The organism is Photobacterium toruni (assembly GCF_024529955.1).
GTDB classification, from domain to species: domain Bacteria; phylum Pseudomonadota; class Gammaproteobacteria; order Enterobacterales; family Vibrionaceae; genus Photobacterium; species Photobacterium toruni.
The window spans coordinates 2493608-2517062 of the sequence record NZ_AP024854.1; the positions used below are offsets into that span (position 1 = coordinate 2493608).

Here is a 23455-nt window from a genome sequence, read left to right on the forward strand (position 1 = left end):
TAAATACTCAAATCGCTTACACCGAGCGAAAAGTAGGAATAGGTGCTTTATGGATAGCTTTGCATTTGATGACATGATGACAATTGATACGGTTTCTCGTCGCTCTCGTGCTAAACCTGAAAAACGAAAGTGGCGTGAAATTGAGGCATTGAAAGACCGTCAAAGACTACGTCGAGAACTACAAGACATGGATATGTGTGGTAGTTTTAATAGTGATGATTTTGATTTCTAACTATATTATTAAAAAGGCCAGCATAACCGCTGGCCTTTTCATTCCTAAAAACAATATTTTCTAAGATAACTTATAATTGCCAATTAATTGGTGATTTATTCATGGTCGTTAATAATTTATTCGTCTCAGAAAAGTGCTTACAACCAAAAAAACCACGGTAAGCAGACAATGGTGAAGGATGAGCCGACGTTAGAACATGATGTCGTGCCAAATCGATTTTCTTACCTTTTTTCTGAGCATGTGCGCCCCACAATAAAAAAATCACTCCTTCCGTATTGTCATTAATGTATTCAATCGCACGATCAGTAAACGTTTCCCAACCAATTTTAGCGTGAGAATGTGCATTGCCTTGTTCCACCGTTAAAACAGTATTAAGTAACAATACCCCTTGCTCTGCCCATGACTGTAAATAACCATGATCAGGAATAGTAAAGCCATTGATATCCGTTGCTAATTCTTTATACATATTAACCAATGATGGCGGTGTTTTTACTCCAGGCAATACTGAAAAACTCAAACCATGAGCCTGATTTGGACCATGATAAGGATCTTGGCCTAAAATCACCACTTTCGTCTCCATTAATGGTGTACTAAAAAAAGCATTAAATACATCCTCCTGAGGAGGAAAAACAGTTTTACCTTCCGCACGAGCAGTAGTAACAGATTGATCTATACTATTAAAATACGGTAATTGTTGTTGCTGCTCGATAAATGTTTGCCAGCTTGCCGTCATAAGTTAACTCTCTTGTTCAAAACGACGTAAAGTCGCAATTTCATGGTGCCAAATATCAGAATTAATCGTCTCCAATATCAATGGCATATTATTAAATCGATGATCTTGCATTAAGAACTGAAAACAATCCCAGCCAATCATCCCTTCACCTAAACTATGATGACGATCTAAATGGCTGCCTAAATCACCTTTTGAATCATTTAAGTGCATTGCTCGTAAGTACGACATTCCAACCACCTGATCAAATTCAGCGAAAGTGGCCTCTGTTGCTTCCATCGTCCGTAAGTCATAACCCGCAGCAAAAGTATGGCAAGTATCAATACACACTCCTACTCGTGATTTATCGTCTACTTGATCAATAATTTCAGCCAAATGCTCAAAACGCCACCCTAAGTTAGATCCTTGCCCTGCAGTATTTTCAATCACCGCCACCACATCATCAACTTGCTGATGGGCTAGATTTATTGATTCTGCAATCAATGTTAGACACGCTGTTTCTGATATCTTTTTCAAATGACTGCCAGGATGAAAATTCAGTAAATGTAATCCTAGTTGCTGACAACGCTGCATTTCATCAATAAAAGCTAAACGTGACTTTTGTAATTTTTCCGCTTCAGGAGCCCCTAAATTAATCAGATAAGAGTCATGCGGTAAAATAGCACTCGCATCAAAACCAAGCTGTAGGCAACGAGCCTTAAATAGTTTAATCGTCTCTGCCTCTAATGGTTTAGCCTGCCATTGACGTTGATTTTTTGTAAACAATGCGAATGCATTTGCATTTATTGCCTGAGCGTTAACAGGCGCATTAAATACTCCCCCCGCAGCTGATACATGTGCACCAATTAGTTTCATAATAATATCCAGAAATAACAGTTAAATAACCGATTAGCAGCATCAATAGCGTCATCGTCATTTAACATAAAAACCCATAAAAAATGATAAATGACTCACCAAATAATCATAACTGCGTCATTTAATGTTGTTATTTTACAACAAAATAACATTCAACTTATTTTTTAAATTTAATAATTTTAGTTGATTAGTCAGCAAAATGCAGTTAGATTGACTTAGCTCAATAAAACAGCCTTATTATATTTAAGGTTTTTTGTAGTAATTTGATCTACATCAATACCTGAATTCGCGTTAAAAGATATATAATAAGTAGCTCAATATAAAAATGAATAAATTAACAACAATTTTTTCGGAGAAAAGTTATGATTACTGGTATTCAAATTACTAAAGCAGCAAACGATGATCTACTAAACTCAATCTGGATCCTAGATAGCGAGTCTAATGAAGCGCGTTGTGTTTGTGCACCTGGCAGCTACGATGCTGACCAAATTATCGCACAAGCAGATCTTGGTGACATTGAGTACCGTGAACTAGCTATCGAAGCACCAGCTAAAATCGAAGGTGGTCAACACCTAAACGTTAACGTTCTTAAGCGTGAAACACTACTAGATGCTGCTGCACACCCAGAGAAATACCCACAGCTAACAATCCGTGTATCAGGTTATGCTGTACGTTTTAACTCTCTAACAACTGAACAACAGCAAGACGTTATCGCTCGTACTTTCACTAACAGCCTATAATTTTTGGGCATAGTGTAAGAGTCTTGATTTGAGCAAGATGCTGTAATAAAAAAAGGAGCCTTAAGGCTCCTTTTTTATATCATAATTTTACTGTTTTTATCTTATAACGTAGGTTGAACCGAATATAAAATTGACTTAATAGTCGCAAAATTATTATCAGCATCCAATGATAACAACGGTAGTGCATTATGCTTCTCAAGCGGTGCTGGTAACTCGATATCAGTCGCTAAAATAGTATCAACCACATCTTTAAATTTCGCCGGATGTGCGGTACATAAAAATAATCCAGTTTCATTTTCTGCTAGTTGTTGCTCAAGCACGTTATAAGCAATCGCGCCATGAGGCTCACATAAATAACCATCAGCATACATCTGCTTTAACGTAATCGCTGTTTGCTTATCATCCACAGCACCATAACCTAACTCATCTAGCCCCCACCCTTTAAGCTGACATAACTCTTCAATCCGAGGCCAGTTATTTGGTTGGCTCACATCCATCGCGTTAGAAATAGTGGCGACAGTTGTCTTTGGCGTCCACTCTCCAGTGTGTAAATAACGTGGAACAGTATCATTAACATTGGTTGCAGCAATAAAGCGTTTAACTGGTAAACCTAATGATTTAGCTAATAAACCCGCCGTCAAATTACCGAAATTACCACTTGGCACTGAAATGACTAATTGCTCGCGTTCAGCTTTTGATAACTGAGAAACAGCTTCAAAGTAATAACAAATTTGTGCCATTAAGCGACTGATATTAATTGAGTTAGCTGAATTTAGACCAATATCATCACGTAATTCTGCATCATCAAAGGCTTGTTTAACAAGCGCCTGACAATCATCAAAAGTACCATTAACCGCCACGGTAGTAATATTTTTTCCAAGTGTACAAAATAGCTTTTCTTGCAATGGACTAATTTTTCCTTTGGGATACAAAATCACCACTTGGATATTATCCATACCATAAAAAGCATGAGCGACTGCCGCACCGGTATCCCCCGACGTTGCTGTTAGAATCGTAATCTTACCGTCACTATCGGTTACTGCCGCTAAAGATTGCGCCATAAAACGGCCACCAAAATCTTTAAACGCTAATGTCGGACCATGAAACAGTTCTAATGCATACACATTTGATTTAACTTGCCTCAGCGGTGCGGGAAATTGAAAGGCACTATCGACCATTTGGGTAACAGTTTCACTACTTAATTCATCGCCAATAAAGGCTGATAAAATCTTACTACTACGGCTAACAAAATCCATCGCAAGTAAGGTATCAATATCACCTAATTGTGGTAATTGTGCCGGAAAAAACAAGCCTTGTTGACGACCTAAACCTTGGCGTACTGCCTGACCAAATGATACCTGCTGTTGGTGATCTTTAAGATTATACAACTTCATGGTTATAGCTCACTCCCTGTAACTTTTGCGCCTTGTTTATCGAGCTGACAAACATGCACAAATCCTTGATCATTTTGAACATAATTATCGGCTAGCCATTTTGCTAACCGCTGTGCGACTTCAAGATTAGTACAAACACTAAACATCGTCGGTCCAGATCCCGAAATACCACTCGCAATCGCACCCGCTTCTAAAGCATATTTTCGAGCTTGATTAAAGTTAGGTAATAATTTTTCACGGTAAGGCTCAGCCACAACATCATGGATCATTTTAGCGGCGAGCAGCGGTTGCTGAGAATAACAAGCATGGATAAATCCGCCCAGATAACGTCCGTGTGCAATAATATCCTGACGCCGATATTGTGCAGGTAAAATTGCCCGAGCTTCTGCAGTCGGCACTTTAATTCCCGGATATGCCATAACCCAATACCAATTATCAAAACAAGGTATCTCTTGGCTAATAATCCCCATTTCTTGGACCATAAATTGCAAACCACCCAAGAAACAAGGAGCAACATTATCGTAATGCACACTGCCAGAAACCTCGCCTTCCATTTCTCCCATTAAGGTCAGTAATTCATTACGGGTTAACGGTTGTTGATGGTATTGATTTAAAGCATCAAGGGCCGCCACAATAGAGCAAGCACTTGAACCTAAACCAGAACCAATAGGCATGTTCTTTTCTAGTGTGACCGCAACAGGTAATAAAGTGATCCCTTTATGATCAAGTTCACGCGCAAATACTTGCCAGCAACGATAAACAATATTGTCTTCTGCCTGCGGCGGTAATTTATCAACAAAAGCACCGACACACTGCAAACTAAATGCTGCCGTGCCAGCAGTAACCTCGACTCGATCACCTAACAGAGAGCCATCAATAGGAGAAACAGCAGCACCTAAAACATCAAAACCAACACTTACGTTACCAATCGATGCTGGAGCATAAACAACAACACTCATGTTAGATACCTCGCTTCCAACCTAATGTACGCATTAAATCAGCAAATACACCAGCTGCAGTCACTTCAGTACCTGCGCCATAACCACGTAACACTAGTGGAATTGGTTGGTAATAGCGGCTATAAAACGCCAGTGCATTTTCACCATCTTTAATTTTAAACATTGGATCATCTGGGTTAACCGCAACAATTTTAACATTACAATTACCGTTATCAATCTCACCGACATAACGTAATACTTTATCTTCTTTTGCTGCTTCTGCTGCTAATTCAGCAAAATAAGCATCAGCTTGTGGTAACCGTGCCATAAATTCATCAACAGATCCTGATGCATCAAAACCCGGTGGTAATGCTTGCTCAACCACAACATCTTCAAGTTCTAATTCTAACCCTGCTTCACGGGCTAAAATCAACAACTTACGGGCAACATCCATACCCGAAAGATCATCACGTGCATCTGGCTCAGTAAAGCCATTATTACGCGCAACAGTCGTTGCTTCACTAAAACTCATACCATCATCTAACTTGCCAAAAATATAAGACAGAGAGCCAGATAAAATACCGGAGAAACGTACTAATTCATCACCCGCGGCCAGTAAGTTTTGTAAGTTTTCAATAACGGGTAAACCAGCACCAACGGTAGTGTCATACATAAATTTACGATGACCGACTCGCGCAGCTTGACGCAACTGTTGGTAGTACGCCATGCTGGCTGTATTGGCTTTTTTATTGGGTGTAATAACGTGAAAACCTGCCGCTAAGTAATCAGCGTATTGCTCTGCAATGGTTTGATCAGACGTACAATCAATAATAACCGGATTAATAATATGGTTATGGCGGACTAATTCAACCATACGCTGTAACTGAAGTGGTTCATTCACCGCTCCCATCAGATCACGCCAGCTATCAAGCATAAAGCCATTACTTTCAAGTAATAAGCCTTTACTGTTAGCCATACCACAGACACGAATCACAATCCCTTTTTGAGCGAGTTTTTGTTGCTGACGGTGAATTTGGTCGATCAGCTCGCCACCAACGCCCCCAACACCCACCACAAATACATCTAACGTATGCTGGCTATTAAATAAGTTTTCATGACAGGCTTTAACCGCCTCAGAAACTTTGTTTTGTGGAATAACTGCGGAGATAGCACGCTCAGAAGAGCCTTGGGCAATTGCTACAATATTGACATCTACCTCAGCCAATGCAGTGAAGAAACGAGATGCAATACCATGAGAAGTTCGCATACCATCGCCCACTAACGTCACAATCGATAAATCATCACTAAACTCAACAGGCTCAAGTAAACCTTCTTTTAATTCAAGTTCAAAGCTGGCAATTAATGCTGCTCTAGCTGCAACTTTATCAGCGGTTTCAATACAGAAACTAATGCTGTATTCAGATGATGACTGAGTGATCAATACCACTGATACACCTGCGGTCGACATAGCACCAAAGACCCTAGCAGCCATACCAACCATCCCTTTCATTCCAGGCCCTGAAACGTTGACCATGGTTAGATCTTTTAAGGTGGTGATCCCTTTGATATCCAGCTTATCTTCGCCAGTATCTTGACCAATTAAGGTGCCAGCACCTTGAGGATTAAAGCTATTTTTAATCAAGCAAGGGATCTGAAATTGTGCAATAGGTGCTATCGTTTTTGGATGTAAAACAGATGCTCCAAAATAAGATAATTCCATCGCTTCTTGATAACTTAACGATTTCAATAATCGAGCATCAGGAACCAGCCGTGGATCGCAGCTATAAACGCCATCAACATCAGTCCAAATTTCACAACAATCAGCACGTAAACAAGCCGCTAAAACCGCCGCTGAATAGTCAGAACCATTACGTCCTAATGTGACTAACTCTCCTCGAGAATTACCCGCAGTAAAACCAGGCATAATACAAACATGTCCCGTCGGCAATGGATTATTAATAAAATTCTGCGTTGAAATCTCAATATCGACATGGGCTTCAAGGTAATTACCATCAGCATGTAAATAGTGTAACGGGTCAATCAAACTAGCAGCTTGACCTTTAGCTTCTAATAACGACTTCATTGTCGCAATCGATAACCGCTCACCTTTACTGATTACTTTGGCGTACACATTATCAGGGCATAATCCTAATAATCTGATTCCATGTACATATTGCTGTAATTGCTCAATAGTTGTTGCTAATTTTGCCTCTAATAATTGTTGGTCAAAAGCCGGCTCAAGTACTTTAAGACCGGTAAATAGTTCATTAAATACACTCTCTAGGGTCACTATTTGTTGAGTGGCATTACCTGTAGTCACAGCACTTTCAATCACTGCGACTAAATTATTAGTTACTTTTCCGGGTGCTGACAACACCACTGCAACTTCGCCTTGTTTTGCATTACTGGCAATAATATCTGCCGCTCTTAAAAATCGTTCTGCATCTGCTAGTGACGATCCGCCAAATTTAAATACTCGCATTCCCTACTCCTGAGTGGTCATCCTGAACTATTTGTCGACAACAAATATTACTCAACATTGATAAATTTAAATTTAAAAAAAAGCCCGCAGCTCTTTTATGAGTTGCGGGCTTGTTATAATTTTGCGTATATCAGCCCGCACCAACACCGGTAATGTTAATGGTAATAATCATGGTTGTGGTGATAGTTATACGGGATATATTTGCCATAACTGCAATTTCTCTTTATACGCTGTTACCTTACGATTACATGGATCGTAATATATAGTCAATAAAGTTTTTACAATTATCACATAATAATTACCTGGTCTTATCGGCTCAGCACACGTATTTTAACGCTCAAAAAAACAACAATAATATTTGCAGTACGCTACAGAGCATTGCATAGTAAATAATAGTGAATAAAATTATCATCATTAAGGACTGACTGATGAGTGCAGCGATGGAATCACTGATAGCGCATACGATTTTACAAGGCTCTGATGCCATGTTCGGCCGTTTTCTTGACGTAACAGCCGAAGCTCAACAACGATTTGAGCACCAACAGTGGGCTAAAATCCATCAAGCATTAAAAACCCGAATCAGTTTTTATGATCATCACGTTGAATTAGTGACTAACCAAATTCAAATTATGTTGGGTGGTCAATATGCAAATCAGATATGCCTAATCGCGGTAAAATTAGCTTACCAAGATTTACTCGTTGATTATCCACGTTATGATATTGCGGAAAGTTTTTTTAATTCTGTTTACTGCCGCATTTTCAAACACCGTAATATTAACCGCGATAATATCTTCGTTCACAGCTCACAACAGCACCGAATTCCCACATATCCTAGTACATTAACCCGTCATTATCGTGTTCAAACAACAATCGCGGCAATGATAGAAAGAATGCTCGATGATCAACCATTTACTTTAGAGTGGAATGATAAACAACGAGACATTCAACTGCTTGTTAACCATTTAAAAACCGAACTAGGATCCGATCTTGATTCACAACTAACCTTAGAGCAAATTCGTGAACCTTTTTATCGAAATAAAGCCGCTTATTTAGTGGGAAAACTCACTTTTTCAAATGGGAAATCACGCCCTTTAGTCTTACCAATACTCAATCAAAATGGTCAATTATTACTGGATGCGGGTATCTGTAACGTTAATGATGTCAGTGTTATTTTTGGATTTGCCCGTTCTTATTTCATGGTTTACAGCCCAGCACCCGCAGCGTTAGTGCGCTTTTTATCCCAACTGTTACCCAATAAAAATTTAGCCGAACTCTATACTGCCATTGGGTGTCAAAAACATGGAAAAACAGAATTTTATCGCCAATTTTTGAATCATTTAGAACACTCAGACGACCAATTTATTATCGCTCCAGGAATAAAAGGCATGGTAATGTCCGTGTTTACATTACCGTCTTATGACTTTGTTTTTAAAATAATTAAAGATAAATTCGCCCCACAAAAAGACATTAGTCCGCAAGTTGTTAAACAAAAATATCAACTGGTAAAAGAACATGATCGTGTTGGTAGAATGGCCGATACACAAGAATATCGTCATTTTAGCTTTCCACGTCATCGATTTAGCGATGAACTCATTCAAGAGCTACTTACTATCGCCCCTTCCATCGTGACCCTTACCGATAATGAAGTCATTATTGAACACCTGTATATGGAACGGCGAATGATCCCATTTAATATCTACATTGAAACAGCCAATGATGCTGACCTCCGCCATGCTGTAAATGAATATGGTAACGCAATTAAACAATTAGCCGCCGCTAATATATTTCCAGGTGACATGCTATTTAAGAACTTCGGCGTAACCCGCCATAAACGCGTGGTGTTTTATGACTATGATGAAATTACTTATATGAGTGAAATGAACTTTAGAAAGATTCCAGCTGCGCGTTATCCTGAAGATGAAATGGCTGCTGAACCTTGGTATAGCGTTGGAATTAATGATGTTTTTCCAGAAGAATTTCGTACCTTTTTACTGATCAACCCTAAAGTAAGAGCTCTATTTAATGAGTTACATCAAGATCTGTTTGAGGCCAGCTATTGGCAGCATTTGCAGAATAATATCAATCAAGAACTATATCCTGATGTTTTTCCCTATCAAAATCGTCATCGACTACATATTAATATTAACAAAGACAATACTAACAAAGATGATCTTAACTAACGCTTGTAATAAACAGGAAAATTGCGGCTAAATTGTGGCTATTATCATGTAATACGCCACTTGATGAATATTTATCACTTATAACACTTACACCGAACGCTATATGGCCTATCATTTTAAATAATGTCGATGTGATAGGAATAAGTATGATCAAATATTGTGTAAGTATAGTGGGATTACTTACTTTTTTAATGATGCCAATAACGGCATCAGCGGCAGCCGTGATTGAAACAAACTTAACGTATGATGGAGGCAAAAAACTAACATCAGGATGGTTTTTATCATCGCAATCACATCAGCAAAGTTTTGATATATGGCAAATAGACAGCGGTTATGCTTACTCAGTCACTGATAATACCCAACTGTATGTTAGCACTCATTTAACAACTAGCACTGATTCTCAACCAGCATCTAGTGGATTAGCTTCTGGAGTGAAATATAGCGTATCACCGCGAATCAGTATAAATAGTGCTATCACTTCAGAAACAGTGAATAACCAAACGACCTTAGGACTAGAACTGAGTAGTCAATATGATGTATCTCAAAAAGTTAATGTACGGGCAACCGTTGATTATGCTGAACTTGAAAAAATCATTGAGCTAGGATTAGGATTCAGTTTTTAATACATTTAAATCTAGCTCTTTATTTGCCAAAATAATGCCATTTAAATCTGCATAAATATAATCATTTGGGTAGATTAGAGTATCTGCAATATTTAATACGACATTATCGTCACCCATTTGACGCTTATCCGTTTTTATTGGACACGCAGCAAGAGCTTTAATGCCTAATGGTAATTGTGCCAATGTCTCAACATCTCTGATAGCACCATTAACAACAATTCCCTGCCAATTATTATTTATGGCTAATAATGCCAGCTGATCACCTAATAATGCGCGTCGACAACTGCCATGGCCATCAATAAACAGAACTTTACCACCACCATCAATTGATAATAGATTACGCACTAAGCTATTATCTTCAAAACAGCGTAGTGTCACTATTTGTCCCCAAAAAGGTGTTTTACAACCATAATCGCGTAATGTTAGCGGTAATAAACGAACATCTTCTGCATAGTAATCACATAAGTCTGGTAATAAATCCTTCATTAGCTTTCTCCCATCACGATAAAACAAATAAAAAAAGACAAAATTGACCGTATTTCTCAACCATAATGACTATATTAATTTACCTGATTACCACCGAGACTCAGCCAGCGTTAATAATTTCTCTGGCATCGGTGGTGATTTTGCACCACATTTAATTAGCGTATTGAATATATCTTCAACTCGAAACCGATAATTAAATCGAAAACAGAATTCACCAAGATAACGAGGAATATGCTTTTCTCTAATTGCGTGATATGTCCCTTTTATCGAATTTTTAACGTTACCAATCATGGTATCGACCCAATAAAATGCAGCTTCATATTGGTGAAGTTCTTTACCATTTTTTGGTAATGAACCATGAATAATATCTGCTGCTAACAGACCATTAAAACAGGGTAAACCATCTGATATGACTAACGTTTTTTCTTGTAAATGCTTTTTAGCCCAATCTATAATTTCTTGTTTTTTAAAACAAGAAACAACACTTAGCCGCATATAAATAGGATGACCTTCTTCATTCAAAGAGATCGCTGATACAAAAGGTGTTTTACCTTTGGCACCACGTCCTCGCTTTCCTTTTTGTTTACCTCCAATATATGCATCATCCAATTGCACGATATTGCCTAACTTTCGATTATCATCATGCTCTTTCATCACTTGCATGAGCTTATGTTTTATTCGCCATGCTGCGTTATAAGAAACCCCTAATTTACGCTTTAGCTCTAATGCTGAAATACTGTTTTTATCTTGTGTGATGAGATAAATAGCTAAAAACCAAGTAGTTAACGGTAATTTTGAATGGGAAAATAAAGTACCTGCCGTCAATGATGTCTGATGGTGACACTTATTACATTGATATAATGACCGCGATTTAAGTTCACAATAACTTTTAGAAGCACAGGTAGGGCAAACGTAACCATTTTTCCATCGAATATTAAATAAACGCTCTCTACATTGAATTTCTGTCCCATACATTTGCATAAATTCGGGTATAGAAAAGCCTTTCTGAAATTGGATTGAATTCTTAGGCATAACGTCACTCCTATACTTCAATATCTTAAAGTATAGGAGATAATTTAACAGTGGCTGTTAAATAGTGGTAATCAGGTTAATTTATGAGATCTTTTTTACTGATATCTCGCACCCATAATGAGTGCCAACCCTAACTGATACTGTTACAATATTTAGAGAAAGATGAACTATATGTTGTGTTTTTTATTATCGTTAAGTTTAAATATTAGTCAATGGTATTAGATTTTGTATCTTATGATTACTAGCATGACACTTTTTATCTACTTAGATATAAAAGTTAACTAAACTTTGAATATAACAACTGCTTTTTTCGCTGTTTGATATAAATCAACAAATATATAAATAATCGACATCAAATAAGCTCTCCACATTGTTAGCGAGCTGTTAAGTGAATACAATTGTTACATTATCAGGGAGATTGTAGCCAGCACCCCAAGCTTTATGGGGGATTTCAACATCTAAGACATGTTGAATGAAAGGATGGTGTACCACATAGGTTGTAACAATAAAGTGTTTATTTGAACATTTTGCCTATATGTGAATTTTTTTATAGAATTTAACTATTCTGTGATTAACCAGATTTAGTTTCTGATATTAGGTACTGCCAAAATGCAAACCCCTCACATTCTGATTGTAGAAGACGAGCACGTAACACGTAACACCCTGAAAAGTATTTTTGAAGCAGAGGGTTATACTGTATTCGAAGCAAATGATGGCGCAGAAATGCACCAAATGCTTTCTGAAAACCCTGTGCATCTAGTTATTATGGATATTAATCTTCCAGGAAAGAATGGTCTTCTACTTGCTCGTGAGCTTCGCGAACAAGGTGATATGGCATTAATGTTCTTAACAGGCCGTGATAACGAAGTTGATAAAATTTTAGGTCTTGAAATTGGTGCTGATGATTACATCACAAAACCATTCAACCCGCGTGAATTAACTATTCGTGCGCGTAACCTATTAACTCGAGCAATGAACCAAGGTCTTCCAACTGAAGATAAAAAATTGGTTGAGCGTTACGAGTTCAATGGTTGGTCATTAGAAATCAATAGCCGTTCTTTAGTTAGCCCAAGTGGTGAACAATTCAAATTACCGCGTTCTGAGTTTCGTGCTCTGCTGCACTTCTGTGAGAACCCAGGTAAAATTCAAACACGCGCTGATTTACTAAAGAAAATGACGGGTCGTGAGCTTAAGCCACATGATCGTACTGTTGATGTAACTATTCGTCGCATCCGTAAGCATTTTGAATCAGTTGCAGATACTCCAGAAATTATTGCAACTATTCATGGTGAAGGTTACCGCTTTTGTGGTGATTTAGGCGAAGAGTAATCTCTTTTCCCAGCTAACAGTAAAACAAAAAGGCGACCAATGGTCGCCTTTTTTATTGCTCATTATTGCTGGCTTAGCCATGTTTTGAGTACAGTTATATCATCTTGATAACTGTATTTTATCTCATCAACCCAATCATTAATATTTTCCCACCACGCAGGTAATTCAGGTGATTGTGCTTTTTGTGCTACTTGCTGAATATGTTTCAGTCCAATAGATCCCGCAGCACCTTTGATCTTATGTGCTTCAAATTTAATTCCATCTTGATCTTTAGCTGTCATATTTGAGTCTAGAATAGCAAGATAATCAGGCATCATTTTCTCAAACATCTCAATACTGGTATATACCGGTTCGGTACCAACAATATCAACGTATGAAGTCAACATTTCTAAATCTAATAATGTATCAACCATACCGTTATGCGTAATATTATCTTTACCTGCATCATCCAGCGTTATCGATTCAACTTCATCACTGCAACTTAAAACAAGATTTTCAATCACACTGGTAATAGCTTTAACACTTAATGGCTTATTCAGTACTTCATCCATACCTTTAGTAAGGTATTCCGTTTTATCATTAACAACATTAGCCGTTAGTGCGACTAATGCTGGTAGATCTTGATATTGTTCACGTAATTTTTGAGCGATATCAAATCCAGTCATATCGGGTAACTGAATATCTAATAATACTAAATCATAATCTTCTGGTTTAAACATCGCTAATGCTTGATCACCACGCATTGCAACCGTAACCTCATGCCCTAAGCGTTCAAGCAATGATTTTGCGACCACAATATTCAACTCAATATCTTCGACCATAAAAATACTTAAGCCGCTCATTTCTGGGCGCACCTCAGTCACAAGATGATCTTCAACAACTGTTTCAACTAATGGCACTTTAATTCTAACGGTAAATGTACTACCAATGCCGACTTCAGAATCAACACGAATATTCCCTCCCATCAAGTGAACTAATTGTTGTGAAACCGCTAAACCAATACCAGTACCGACCGCATGTAAATTATCACCACCTTGTTGGACCTGATAATACATTGCAAAGATATTATCAATTTCAGTTTTAGGAATACCAATACCACTATCTTCTACTTCAAAAATAATATTCGCTTCATGATCATAAACTTCACTACTCACTGACAACACAACGCCACCTTGTTTAGTGAATTTGGTCGCATTACCAATCAAATTCCACAATACTTGTCGTAATCGCGTACTATCAACTTCAATATTTTTTGGAAGATCAGTTAGATACTCTAAATTAAATCGTAATCCTTTTTGCTCAGCCATTAATTGTGAAATATTACCAATATCTTCAATAAACTCGTGGAAATCTAATGGCTGAGGTAACAACTCTAAACGACGACGATCTGATTTATCTAAATCGATAATATCATTAAAAATATTACCTAAAGTAATCGCGCTAACATGAACAGTACGTAAATAACCACGTTGCTCATCGGTTAACTCAGTTTCTAATAACATACGACTTAAACCTACAATACCATTTAACGGCGTACGTAATTCATGACTAATTGTCGAAATAAATGCCGTTTTATCACTGCTGGCTTTTTCTAATGCGTCTTCATATTTTTTGCGCTCGGTAATATCACGTCCAAAGCCCATCAACCCTAAACGTTTACCATTTCGATCATAAAGTGGCACTTTACGCAATTCAAAGAGAGCCTTTCTACCATTAGGATAATCCAACCACTGTTCATCCGTCATGGCAGTATTATCGTCAAATAATTCTTGGTCAGTTTTCAGAATACGTTTAGCAACTTCTGCAGGATAAACATCCCATGGTGTTAACCCCACTAATTCTTTTTCGCTCTTACCAACCAATTCAGCCATCGCGCGATTACAACCAGAAAACTGATTTTTCTCGTTGCGGTAGTAAATCAGATCTGGCGAAGCATCTAAAAACGATTTCAATAATGCGCTTTTTTCAGCAACTGCTAATTGTGCATTTTCACGCTGATAAACTTCATTTTCTAAATCTTGCATTGCTTCTTCGCGCGCTTCTTCTGCTTTCTCTCGCTCTTCAATTTCAGAATTAAGCTGCGAAATATTTGCTTGTAACTGCTGATTTAGCTCCATATCGCGCGCACGCATTTGTTCAAGTTTAGTCACTAATTTAGATAATCTTTGGCGTGAATCTTCTAATTGATCAACCACCACGGATAAAAAATACACCGCCCATGGCGTGATAAATAAACCAAACGTTACTGAACGTATAATTTCAACATCACGCATTGTTCCATGCAATAATAGAGTTACGCTAATTTGTACAACTAACGCTAATGCAACTAATGCTGCTGCTAATAATAAGCTAAAACGAAAAATACCTAACTTTACTAATAGATCGACATAAAATTGGGCTAAAATTTTGACTTGTTTCATCACTGAATACCAATAAAAAACAACCTCGCCACCATGGCGAATATTGTTATTAATAATAATCGCTCTCGCAGTCAGTACCTAAGCGAAAACAGTAAAGTTTTATTATGGCGCACAAAAAAGCCTACTTTAAAGTAGGCTTCATTTAATCCTTATTATGTAATATCGGTAATTGATACACGAAAGGATTATCTAATCCACTGCCTTGTCCACCTTGTTTATCAAGGATCCGTTCAATCTCTACCATTGCTAACCATCGATTCTCACACCACATAGGCGCTAATAATGTTGGTCGGCGCGCACTTGCCGCAACACGGTGATAAATAACATCAGGCGGAGTGAATCGAATCATTTCACTGGCAATATCGGTATAAGTCTCAATGCTGATCGGTTGCAATCGCCCCGCTTTAAAAGCTTGTCCCATTTTGCTGCCTTCAACAATATGTAATGGATGTAATTTAATTCCATCAACACCAACGTCGACAACTTTTTGTAATGTCATTAAATTATCGGCCTTAGTGTCACCTGGCAATCCAACAATTAAATGGGTACAAATTTTAATGCCTAATGCACGAGCTCGTTGAGTAATTTCGGCGTAACAAGCAAAATCATGACCACGATTAATTCGTTTAAGGGTTTTATCATTCGCAGTTTGTAAACCTAACTCAAGCCAAATTTCATAGCCTTGTTCTACATAACCAGCAAGTAATTCTAAGACGGTATCAGGTACACAATCAGGGCGAGTCCCCACACATAAACCAACAATATCAGCAGATGTTAATGCTTGTTCATACATCGTTTTTAAACTTTGAACTTCCGCATAAGTGCTGGTGTAAGCCTGAAAGTAGGCTAAATAACGTTTTGCACGATGGATCTCTCCAGCACGAGCTGTTAATTGTTGTTGAATGGGGACAAACTGATTATTTTCATCGGCAAATGATGCCACATTACAAAATGTACAACCTCCGCGCCCAATAGTGCCATCACGATTAGGACAGCTAAAACCACCGTGCAAGGTAAGTTTATGAACTTTCTCTCCATAACGATGTTGAAGGTCTTGCCCAAAAGTATTGACGAGTTGATGTAATTGCATGGTATTACCTAGCGTTTAAAACAATGAATAATCTACGTCAACGCAGACCAATAAACAAAAGAGCCGCAACATAGCATCAATCATAATAATGTAGGTTGTGCTAAGACAAAGAACCCCTCTCTAAGAATATTTGGTCCTCACTTTAAACGTACATTTAAGCAGCATAATTGTATTTTAATATGATCCATTTATGCATTCACTATGTTAATTTTTATTGGTAATTAATGTATCAAAATTGTAGGATGGTGACACTTGTGTGCAATTTGTGAACAAAAAAAGCCCTACAATTATGCTGCTTTAGCGTGATTAATATGGTTATTGAGCCATAAGTAACGTGTTTTGTTACTCATTATCGTAATACAACAGAATTAAGTTTGTGAATAAAGCCAATTTCATCGTCACAAACACACGTTCAATGACGCAGGACAGGAGTCCATCTCAATGTGCATTGATTGTGAAAATAAATTAGGGATAACCAAGCCTTAGGAATATGGCTTGATGTAACTGGAAGGATGTATCTATGACAGCTCAAGAGCTTAGCACTCAGGGACTTTATGTGCCTGAATTAGAGCACGATGCTTGTGGCATCGGCTTTGTTGCCCACCTTAAAAACCGCAAATCACATCAAATTGTCACCCAAGCTCTCGATATGCTCGCGCGTATGGAACACCGTGGTGGTCAGGGTTGTGATCCAAGCAGTGGTGATGGTGCCGGAATATTACTGCAAAAACCCCACGAATTTTTATTAGAAGAAACCGTTAAACTAGGGATTAAGTTACCCGCTTTCGCACAATATGGTGTGGGAGTCGTACTGTTTCCAAAAGATGAACATAAACGTCAGCAATGCCGTGATATTCTTGAGCGTAATGCTAAACGTCTTGATCTAGAAATTATTGGTTATCGCGTTCTTCCGGTCGATAATTCAATGATTGGAGAAGATCCTCTCAGTACCGAACCTCAATTTGAACACGTTTTTATTACAGGCGGTGCAAATTTAGACCCTGCGGTATTAGAACGTAAACTTTACGTATTGCGTAACTACACCGTACGCGTATGTTTAGAAAGCGTATCCAATATTGGTGATGACTTCTACATCAACTCACTGTCTTATAAAACCTTAGTCTATAAGGGTCAATTAACGACAGCCCAAGTGCCGCAGTACTTCCTTGATTTACGAAATCCATCAATGGTAACCGCTTTAGCGTTAGTGCACTCCCGTTTTTCAACCAACACTTTCCCTCGCTGGCGATTAGCGCAACCTTTCCGTTATATTGCTCATAATGGTGAGATTAATACTGTTCGCGGCAACCTTAACTGGATGAAAGCTCGCGAAGCAATTCTTGAGTCGGACTTATTTAGCCCTCAAGAAATCAGTATGTTACTGCCAATCTGTCAGGAAGGTAGTTCAGATTCATCTAACTTTGATATGGCTCTTGAGCTATTAGTGCTCTCGGGGCGTAGTTTGCCACATGCACTAATGATGCTGATTCCAGAAGCATGGCAAGAAAATACCAGTATGGATCCTAAGCGTCGTGCTTTTTATCAGTATCATGCCAATATTATGGAGCCATGGGATGGCCCTGCATCAGTATGTTTTACTGACGGGGTACAAGTCGGAGCCACATTAGATCGTAATGGTTTACGTCCATCACGTTATACAGTCACTAAAGATGATTTTCTGATTATGGCATCAGAATCTGGCGTAGTAAAAATTGAACCTGAAAATGTACAATTTCGCGGTCGTTTACAACCAGGACGAATCTTCGTTGCCGATCTTGAACAAGGTCGTATTATTTCAGATGAAGAAGTTAAAGACAGTATCGCGGCCTCACAACCGTATGAGCAATGGATAAAAGATAATCTCTTAACACTGAAAACACTCCCCGATGCCGACAATATGTATCACCAGCCAACCCCTGAACGTTTGTTACATCATCAACAAGCTTTTGGTGTTAGTTCAGAAGAAGTTAATGACATTATAGTGCCGCTCGCGAAGGTTGGTTATGAACCACTGAGTGCTATGGGGGCCGACTGGCCATTAGCTGTGCTATCACATCAATCACAACATTTGTCCAATTACTTTAAACAGCTTTTTGCGCAGGTGACCAACCCACCCATCGATCCTATTCGTGAACGAATGGTGATGTCACTCAATACCTACTTAGGTAAAGATCAAAACCTGCTCACAGAAACAGCTGAGCATTGTCATAAAGTTGAGCTTGAATCCCCCGTACTGTCTAATGCTGAATTAGAAAAAATTCGTGCCATTGATAATGAACACCTGCAATCAAAAACATTGGATATTGTATTTCGAGCCAGTGGGGAACAAGGCAAACTTGATCGCGCACTAAAACGTATTTGTCAGTATTCTGAAGATGCCGTTATTGATGGCTACTCGATCATTATTTTGACTGACCGTGCGGTTAACTCTAACCATGCAGCTATTCCTGCAATGCTTGCTGTCGGCGCGGTTCATCATCATCTGATTCGTAAAGGTCTACGAGCCAAGTGTGACATCGTAGTTGAAACAGGTGATGCACGTGAAACTCACCACTTTGCGACTTTAATTGGTTATGGCGCTAATGCAATTAACCCTTACTTAGTCACAGAAACACTGGTTGATCTTCAGCATAAACGTAAGCTTGATCCACAATTGCCAACAGATACCTTATTTAATAACTACCGCAAAGGTGTTAACGGCGGACTGCTAAAGATTTTTTCTAAAATGGGTATTTCAACGCTGCAGTCTTACCATGGCGCACAAATTTTTGAAGCTCTTGGCATCAGCAAAGCGGTGGTTGATAAATATTTCACCGGAACGGTTACTCGTATTCAAGGGCTAACCATCGATGATATTGCTCAAGAAGTGTTAGTGCGTCACCGTGTTGGTTACCCAACCCGTGAAATTCCAGTACAAATTCTTGATGTGGGTGGTGTTTATCAATGGAAACAACGTGGTGAAAAACACCTATTTAACCCTGAAACCATTTCGTTACTGCAACAATCTACTCGCGAAAAAGATTACATTCAATTTAAGCAATATGCTAAAGCGGTCGATGATCAAGGTGACAACGCTGCCACATTGCGTAGTCAATTAGATTTTGTCAGCAACCCAGCAGGGGTAATTGCACTTGATGACGTCGAGCCGATTGAAAATATTCTTAAGCGTTTCGCAACAGGGGCGATGAGTTTTGGTTCAATTTCTTATGAAGCACACTCAACTCTAGCCGTTGCCATGAACCGTATTGGCGCTAAATCTAACTCAGGCGAAGGTGGTGAAGATCCGATTCGTTTTGATAAAAAAGATAATGGCGACTGGGAACGTTCGGCAATCAAACAAGTAGCATCAGGTCGTTTTGGGGTTACCTCATACTACTTAACTAATGCTGCTGAACTGCAAATTAAAATGGCACAAGGCGCAAAACCTGGTGAAGGTGGTCAACTACCGGGTGATAAAGTCGATGATTGGATCGGTGCAACCCGCCACTCAACCCCTGGAGTTGGCTTAATTTCACCGCCGCCTCACCACGATATTTATTCCATCGAAGATTTAGCCCAGCTGATCTATGATTTGAAAAATGCCAACCGTGCTGGTCGTGTTAACGTCAAATTAGTTTCAGAAGCAGGCGTAGGCACCATTGCTTCAGGTGTTGCCAAAGCCAAAGCCGATGTGGTGCTTATTGCTGGCTTTGATGGCGGTACTGGTGCATCACCAATGTCATCAATTCGCCACACCGGTTTACCGTGGGAACTTGGCTTGGCAGAAACACATCAAACTCTACTTAAAAATGGCTTACGTAATCGTATTGTGGTGCAGTCTGATGGCCAAATGAAAACTCCGCGCGACCTTGCTATTGCTACTTTACTTGGCGCAGAAGAATGGGGCGTTGCAACTGCCGCCTTAGTTGTTGAAGGCTGTATTATGATGCGTAAGTGTCATAAAAACACCTGTCCAGTTGGCATTGCCACTCAAAATAAAACCCTACGTGAGCGTTTTGATGGCCGCGTAGAAGATGTCGTTACCTTCTTCCAATACATGGCTCAAGGTTTACGTGAAGTGATGGCTGAACTCGGTTTCCGCACTATCGATGAAATGGTTGGCCAAGCACATAAGTTAAAACTACGTGATGATATCGGTCACTGGAAATATAAGAACCTTGATCTTAGCCCGGTACTGCACATTCAACCACCACGTGCTGAAGATGGAATTTACAACCAACGTCAGCAAGATCACGGTTTAGAGCATGTGCTTGATCGTACTTTGATTGAGTTTGCTCAACCTGCGCTGACAAAAGGTGAAACCGTCACCATGCAATTACCGATCATTAATACAGATCGTAGTGTCGGTACGATGTTATCCAATGAAATATCTAAAGTGTATAAAGACCAAGGCTTACCACAGCCAATGACGGTTAAATTTAATGGTTCAGCCGGTCAGAGTTTTGGCGCATTCCTTGCCAAAGGGGTTCAATTTACAGTTGAAGGTGATGCTAATGACTACTGGGGTAAAGGACTTTCAGGCGGTACATTAGTGCTCTACCCTGATCGTCAATCGGACATTATTGCCGAAGATAATATTGTCGTTGGTAATGTATGTTTCTACGGTGCAACCTCCGGTGAATCTTATATTCGCGGCCTTGCGGGTGAGCGTTTCTGTGTTCGTAATTCTGGCGCTAAAGTTGTCGTTGAGGGGATCGGCGATCATGGCTGTGAATACATGACAGGAGGCGTTGCAATTATTCTTGGTCCAACAGGACGAAACTTTGCCGCAGGTATGAGTGGGGGTGTTGCCTATGTGTGGGATCAATTTGGTGATTTTGAAACCAAACTTAATGCAGAATTAGTCGATTTAGATCCAATCGAAACTGAAGATAAAGCACTGCTACTTGATATGCTAACCAAACATATTGAATTAACGGGCAGTACGGTTGCAGAACTATTCTTGTCTAACTTTGAGGCTAATCTCAGTCAGATAAGAAAAGTAATGCCAAGGGATTACAAAGCCGTATTACAACAGCGTCAAGCTGCCACTCACAACAAGGAAACGTTGGAGGCCATCAATGGGTAAGCCTACGGGATTTTTAGAATTTGGTCGCGAACTGCCAGGTAAGTTAGATCCAAGTGTTCGTATTCAGAATAACAAAGAGTTTGTTCTTAACGAAGAATTTGGCGATAAAATTCAAGAACAAGCATCACGTTGTATGGATTGTGGAGTACCGTTTTGTCATAACGCGTGTCCGATTGGCAATATTATTCCTGAGTTCAACGATGCGGTTTATCGTGATAGCTGGGAAGAAGCATGGAACATTTTAAGTTCCACCAATAACTTCCCTGAATTTACAGGACGAGTGTGCCCAGCCCCTTGTGAAAGTGGCTGTGTGCTTGGCATCAATCAAGATCCAATCACTATCTGTAATATTGAAAAAACCATTGTTGAAACTGCTTATCGTAACGGTTATGCCAAACCTAAAACACCCCGTTCACGCACAGGAAAAACCATTGCCATTATTGGTTCAGGTCCTGCGGGATTATCAGCAGCCGAGCAATTAAACAGTGCTGGCCATACTGTGACTGTATTTGAGCGAGATGAAAAAGTCGGTGGCTTACTGCGATTTGGAATTCCCGACTTTAAGCTCGGTATGGATATTATTGATCGTAAAATCGACCTTATGGCGCAAGCTGGAGTCAAATTTGAAGTCAATGCCCATATCGGGGTCGATATTAATGCTCAACAATTACGTCAAGAATTTGATGTTATTTTGCTAACAGGCGGCTCAACCGTACCACGTAATTTACCAATTCCAGGACGTGAGCTTAATGGGGTTCATTTTGCGATGGACTTTTTAGCGCAAAATAACCGTCGTGCAAACGATATGGATTTAAAAACAGCAGCAATCTATGCAAAAGACAAGCATGTGGTTGTTATTGGCGGCGGTGATACGGGCTCTGACTGTGTGGGTACTTCAAACCGTCATGGTGCAGCAAGTATCACCCAAGTTGAGATCATGCCATTACCGCCAGAAAAGCGCCCAGCGAATCAGCCATGGCCGTCATACCCAATGATAATGAAAACATCGACTTCGCATGAAGAAGGCTGTGATCGTTATTGGAATATTCTCACCAAAGAATTTATTGATGATGGTAACGGCAATGTCAAAGGGCTACGAATTGCAGATATTGCTTGGCAAGACGCCAAACTGGGTGAAAGACCTAGCTTTGAAGAAATTGCAGGAACTGAACGTATCATTGCTTGTGATATGGCCTTCTTAGCGATGGGCTTTCTCCACCCTGAGCCAACGGGTGTATTAGCCCAATTAAATATTCAACTTGATGAACGCGGTAATGTTGCCACTCAACATTTCGCAACAAGTCAAGCAGGAGTGTTTGCCGCTGGGGATATGCGAACAGGACAATCACTAGTCGTACGCTGTATTAATGAAGGTCGAGAATCAGCACGAGTGATTGATAGCTACTTGATGGGGAACTCTCATCTCGAAGCAAAAGCAAATTCATTAATGCTTTCTTAAACTTTATTGTTGTTTGATCCCATTAAAAATTTTAAAGCCAGCTCATTAACGCTGGCTTTTATTTATTACAGCTCAGAAGATTATTTACTTCGCTAATGTAATCCCCCCTCTCTCTTAAAACCCACCAGCAGTCTGCTTTGTTGCTGTAATCTAGTGTTATAACACTTTTCCCATTACCAACAAAAAACATATAGCTGTAATCAATCTGCATTTATTTTAAACGATTAATTTCAATAGCGACCACTTCCCCACCACCTATAACATTTGTTATCAATATTTGACCTTCTTGTAAATTATCGTTAATTTGAAATGTCGTAGGAAGCAAAATGAGCAATCACTATTTATTCTCATTTTGCAGTAAAACTGTTTACAACAAACAGGAGCAAGGGAGAATTGC

The 23455-nt window shown here is 39.2% G+C and carries 16 protein-coding genes; 7 read left to right on the forward strand and 9 right to left on the reverse strand.

What is annotated here, in order from left to right; genetic code table 11:
• The first annotated feature begins 49 nt into the window (after positions 1-49).
• Complete coding sequence (locus OC457_RS11755) at positions 50-232, forward strand: DUF3545 family protein (RefSeq protein WP_080158490.1); 183 nt, start codon at positions 50-52, stop codon at positions 230-232.
• A gap of 70 nt (positions 233-302) precedes the next feature.
• Here OC457_RS11755 and ung read toward each other — a convergent pair whose 3' ends face one another.
• Both ung and nfo read right to left on the reverse strand, forming a co-directional pair.
• A complete protein-coding gene (ung, locus tag OC457_RS11760; protein WP_080175130.1) occupies positions 303-965 on the reverse strand; it encodes a uracil-DNA glycosylase in 663 nt (220 codons plus the stop codon).
• Between the two features lie 3 nt (positions 966-968).
• A complete protein-coding gene (nfo, locus tag OC457_RS11765; RefSeq protein ID WP_080175131.1) occupies positions 969-1817 on the reverse strand; it encodes a deoxyribonuclease IV in 849 nt (282 codons plus the stop codon).
• A gap of 362 nt (positions 1818-2179) precedes the next feature.
• Between nfo and grcA the strand changes: the two genes are divergently transcribed.
• Positions 2180-2557 carry an autonomous glycyl radical cofactor GrcA gene (gene grcA / locus OC457_RS11770; protein WP_080175132.1) on the forward strand — a complete coding sequence of 126 codons (378 nt, stop codon included), beginning with the start codon at positions 2180-2182 and terminating at the stop codon, positions 2555-2557.
• Positions 2558-2658: 101 nt separating this feature from the next.
• Here the strand turns inward: grcA and thrC are convergent, their stop codons facing one another.
• Genes thrC through thrA form a run of 3 tightly spaced genes read right to left on the reverse strand, consistent with a single transcriptional unit; the run spans position 2659 to position 7371 of the window.
• Entirely contained in the window at positions 2659-3951 is a 1293-nt protein-coding gene (thrC, locus tag OC457_RS11775) for a threonine synthase (RefSeq protein ID WP_080175133.1), read from the reverse strand.
• A 2-nt stretch (positions 3952-3953) separates the two neighbouring features.
• Positions 3954-4910, reverse strand: coding sequence for a homoserine kinase (gene thrB, locus OC457_RS11780; protein WP_080175134.1), 957 nt, complete (start codon positions 4908-4910; stop codon positions 3954-3956).
• Position 4911: 1 nt separating this feature from the next.
• On the reverse strand, positions 4912-7371 hold the full coding sequence (gene thrA / locus OC457_RS11785) for a bifunctional aspartate kinase/homoserine dehydrogenase I (protein ID WP_080175135.1): 2460 nt from the start codon (positions 7369-7371) through the stop codon (positions 4912-4914).
• A 428-nt stretch (positions 7372-7799) separates the two neighbouring features.
• Here thrA and aceK point away from each other — a divergent pair, with 428 nt between their 5' ends.
• Together aceK and OC457_RS11795 are read left to right on the forward strand one after the other, a co-directional pair.
• A complete protein-coding gene (gene aceK, locus OC457_RS11790) occupies positions 7800-9551 on the forward strand; it encodes a bifunctional isocitrate dehydrogenase kinase/phosphatase (RefSeq protein ID WP_080175136.1) in 1752 nt (583 codons plus the stop codon).
• Between the two features lie 146 nt (positions 9552-9697).
• Complete coding sequence (locus tag OC457_RS11795) at positions 9698-10174, forward strand: hypothetical protein (protein ID WP_080175137.1); 477 nt, start codon at positions 9698-9700, stop codon at positions 10172-10174.
• Here the strand turns inward: OC457_RS11795 and OC457_RS11800 are convergent.
• Both OC457_RS11800 and OC457_RS11805 read right to left on the reverse strand, forming a co-directional pair.
• Positions 10157-10660, reverse strand: coding sequence for a putative 4-hydroxy-4-methyl-2-oxoglutarate aldolase (locus OC457_RS11800; protein ID WP_080175138.1), 504 nt, complete (start codon positions 10658-10660; stop codon positions 10157-10159). The two genes, OC457_RS11795 and OC457_RS11800, sit on opposite strands and share 18 nt — an antisense overlap.
• An 87-nt stretch (positions 10661-10747) precedes the next feature.
• Positions 10748-11692: an IS1595-like element ISPma1 family transposase gene (locus tag OC457_RS11805; protein ID WP_262054059.1), complete on the reverse strand. Its 945-nt coding sequence runs from the start codon at positions 11690-11692 to the stop codon at positions 10748-10750.
• A 609-nt stretch (positions 11693-12301) separates the two neighbouring features.
• Between OC457_RS11805 and arcA the strand changes: the two genes are divergently transcribed.
• A complete protein-coding gene (gene arcA, locus OC457_RS11810) occupies positions 12302-13021 on the forward strand; it encodes a two-component system response regulator ArcA (protein WP_036796042.1) in 720 nt (239 codons plus the stop codon).
• Positions 13022-13083: 62 nt separating this feature from the next.
• Here arcA and arcB read toward each other — a convergent pair whose 3' ends face one another.
• Together arcB and OC457_RS11820 are read right to left on the reverse strand one after the other, a co-directional pair.
• Positions 13084-15441 carry an aerobic respiration two-component sensor histidine kinase ArcB gene (gene arcB, locus OC457_RS11815; RefSeq protein WP_080176256.1) on the reverse strand — a complete coding sequence of 786 codons (2358 nt, stop codon included), beginning with the start codon at positions 15439-15441 and terminating at the stop codon, positions 13084-13086.
• 142 nt (positions 15442-15583) lie between these two features.
• Positions 15584-16531, reverse strand: a complete 948-nt coding sequence (locus OC457_RS11820; RefSeq protein WP_080176257.1) for a TIGR01212 family radical SAM protein — start codon at positions 16529-16531, stop codon at positions 15584-15586.
• A 520-nt stretch (positions 16532-17051) separates the two neighbouring features.
• On the opposite strand from OC457_RS11820, the gene gltB reads away from it, so the two are divergent.
• Positions 17052-21599, forward strand: a complete 4548-nt coding sequence (gltB, locus tag OC457_RS11825) for a glutamate synthase large subunit (RefSeq protein ID WP_080176258.1) — start codon at positions 17052-17054, stop codon at positions 21597-21599.
• Positions 21592-23058 carry a glutamate synthase subunit beta gene (locus OC457_RS11830; RefSeq protein WP_080176259.1) on the forward strand — a complete coding sequence of 489 codons (1467 nt, stop codon included), beginning with the start codon at positions 21592-21594 and terminating at the stop codon, positions 23056-23058. The genes gltB and OC457_RS11830 overlap by 8 nt, the downstream gene beginning before the upstream one ends.
• The last annotated feature ends 397 nt before the right edge of the window (positions 23059-23455 follow it).

Bases quoted from the DNA above. Each gene is read 5' to 3' on its own strand.
- OC457_RS11755 (WP_080158490.1), top strand. From the start codon at position 50: ATGGATAGCTTTGCATTTGATGACATGATGACAATTGATACGGTTTCT.
- ung (WP_080175130.1), bottom strand. From the start codon at position 965: ATGACGGCAAGCTGGCAAACATTTATCGAGCAGCAACAACAATTACCG.
- nfo (WP_080175131.1), bottom strand. From the start codon at position 1,817: ATGAAACTAATTGGTGCACATGTATCAGCTGCGGGGGGAGTATTTAAT.
- grcA (WP_080175132.1), top strand. From the start codon at position 2,180: ATGATTACTGGTATTCAAATTACTAAAGCAGCAAACGATGATCTACTA.
- thrC (WP_080175133.1), bottom strand. From the start codon at position 3,951: ATGAAGTTGTATAATCTTAAAGATCACCAACAGCAGGTATCATTTGGT.
- thrB (WP_080175134.1), bottom strand. From the start codon at position 4,910: ATGAGTGTTGTTGTTTATGCTCCAGCATCGATTGGTAACGTAAGTGTT.
- thrA (WP_080175135.1), bottom strand. From the start codon at position 7,371: ATGCGAGTATTTAAATTTGGCGGATCGTCACTAGCAGATGCAGAACGA.
- aceK (WP_080175136.1), top strand. From the start codon at position 7,800: ATGAGTGCAGCGATGGAATCACTGATAGCGCATACGATTTTACAAGGC.
- OC457_RS11795 (WP_080175137.1), top strand. From the start codon at position 9,698: ATGATCAAATATTGTGTAAGTATAGTGGGATTACTTACTTTTTTAATG.
- OC457_RS11800 (WP_080175138.1), bottom strand. From the start codon at position 10,660: ATGAAGGATTTATTACCAGACTTATGTGATTACTATGCAGAAGATGTT.
- OC457_RS11805 (WP_262054059.1), bottom strand. From the start codon at position 11,692: ATGCCTAAGAATTCAATCCAATTTCAGAAAGGCTTTTCTATACCCGAA.
- arcA (WP_036796042.1), top strand. From the start codon at position 12,302: ATGCAAACCCCTCACATTCTGATTGTAGAAGACGAGCACGTAACACGT.
- arcB (WP_080176256.1), bottom strand. From the start codon at position 15,441: ATGAAACAAGTCAAAATTTTAGCCCAATTTTATGTCGATCTATTAGTA.
- OC457_RS11820 (WP_080176257.1), bottom strand. From the start codon at position 16,531: ATGCAATTACATCAACTCGTCAATACTTTTGGGCAAGACCTTCAACAT.
- gltB (WP_080176258.1), top strand. From the start codon at position 17,052: ATGACAGCTCAAGAGCTTAGCACTCAGGGACTTTATGTGCCTGAATTA.
- OC457_RS11830 (WP_080176259.1), top strand. From the start codon at position 21,592: ATGGGTAAGCCTACGGGATTTTTAGAATTTGGTCGCGAACTGCCAGGT.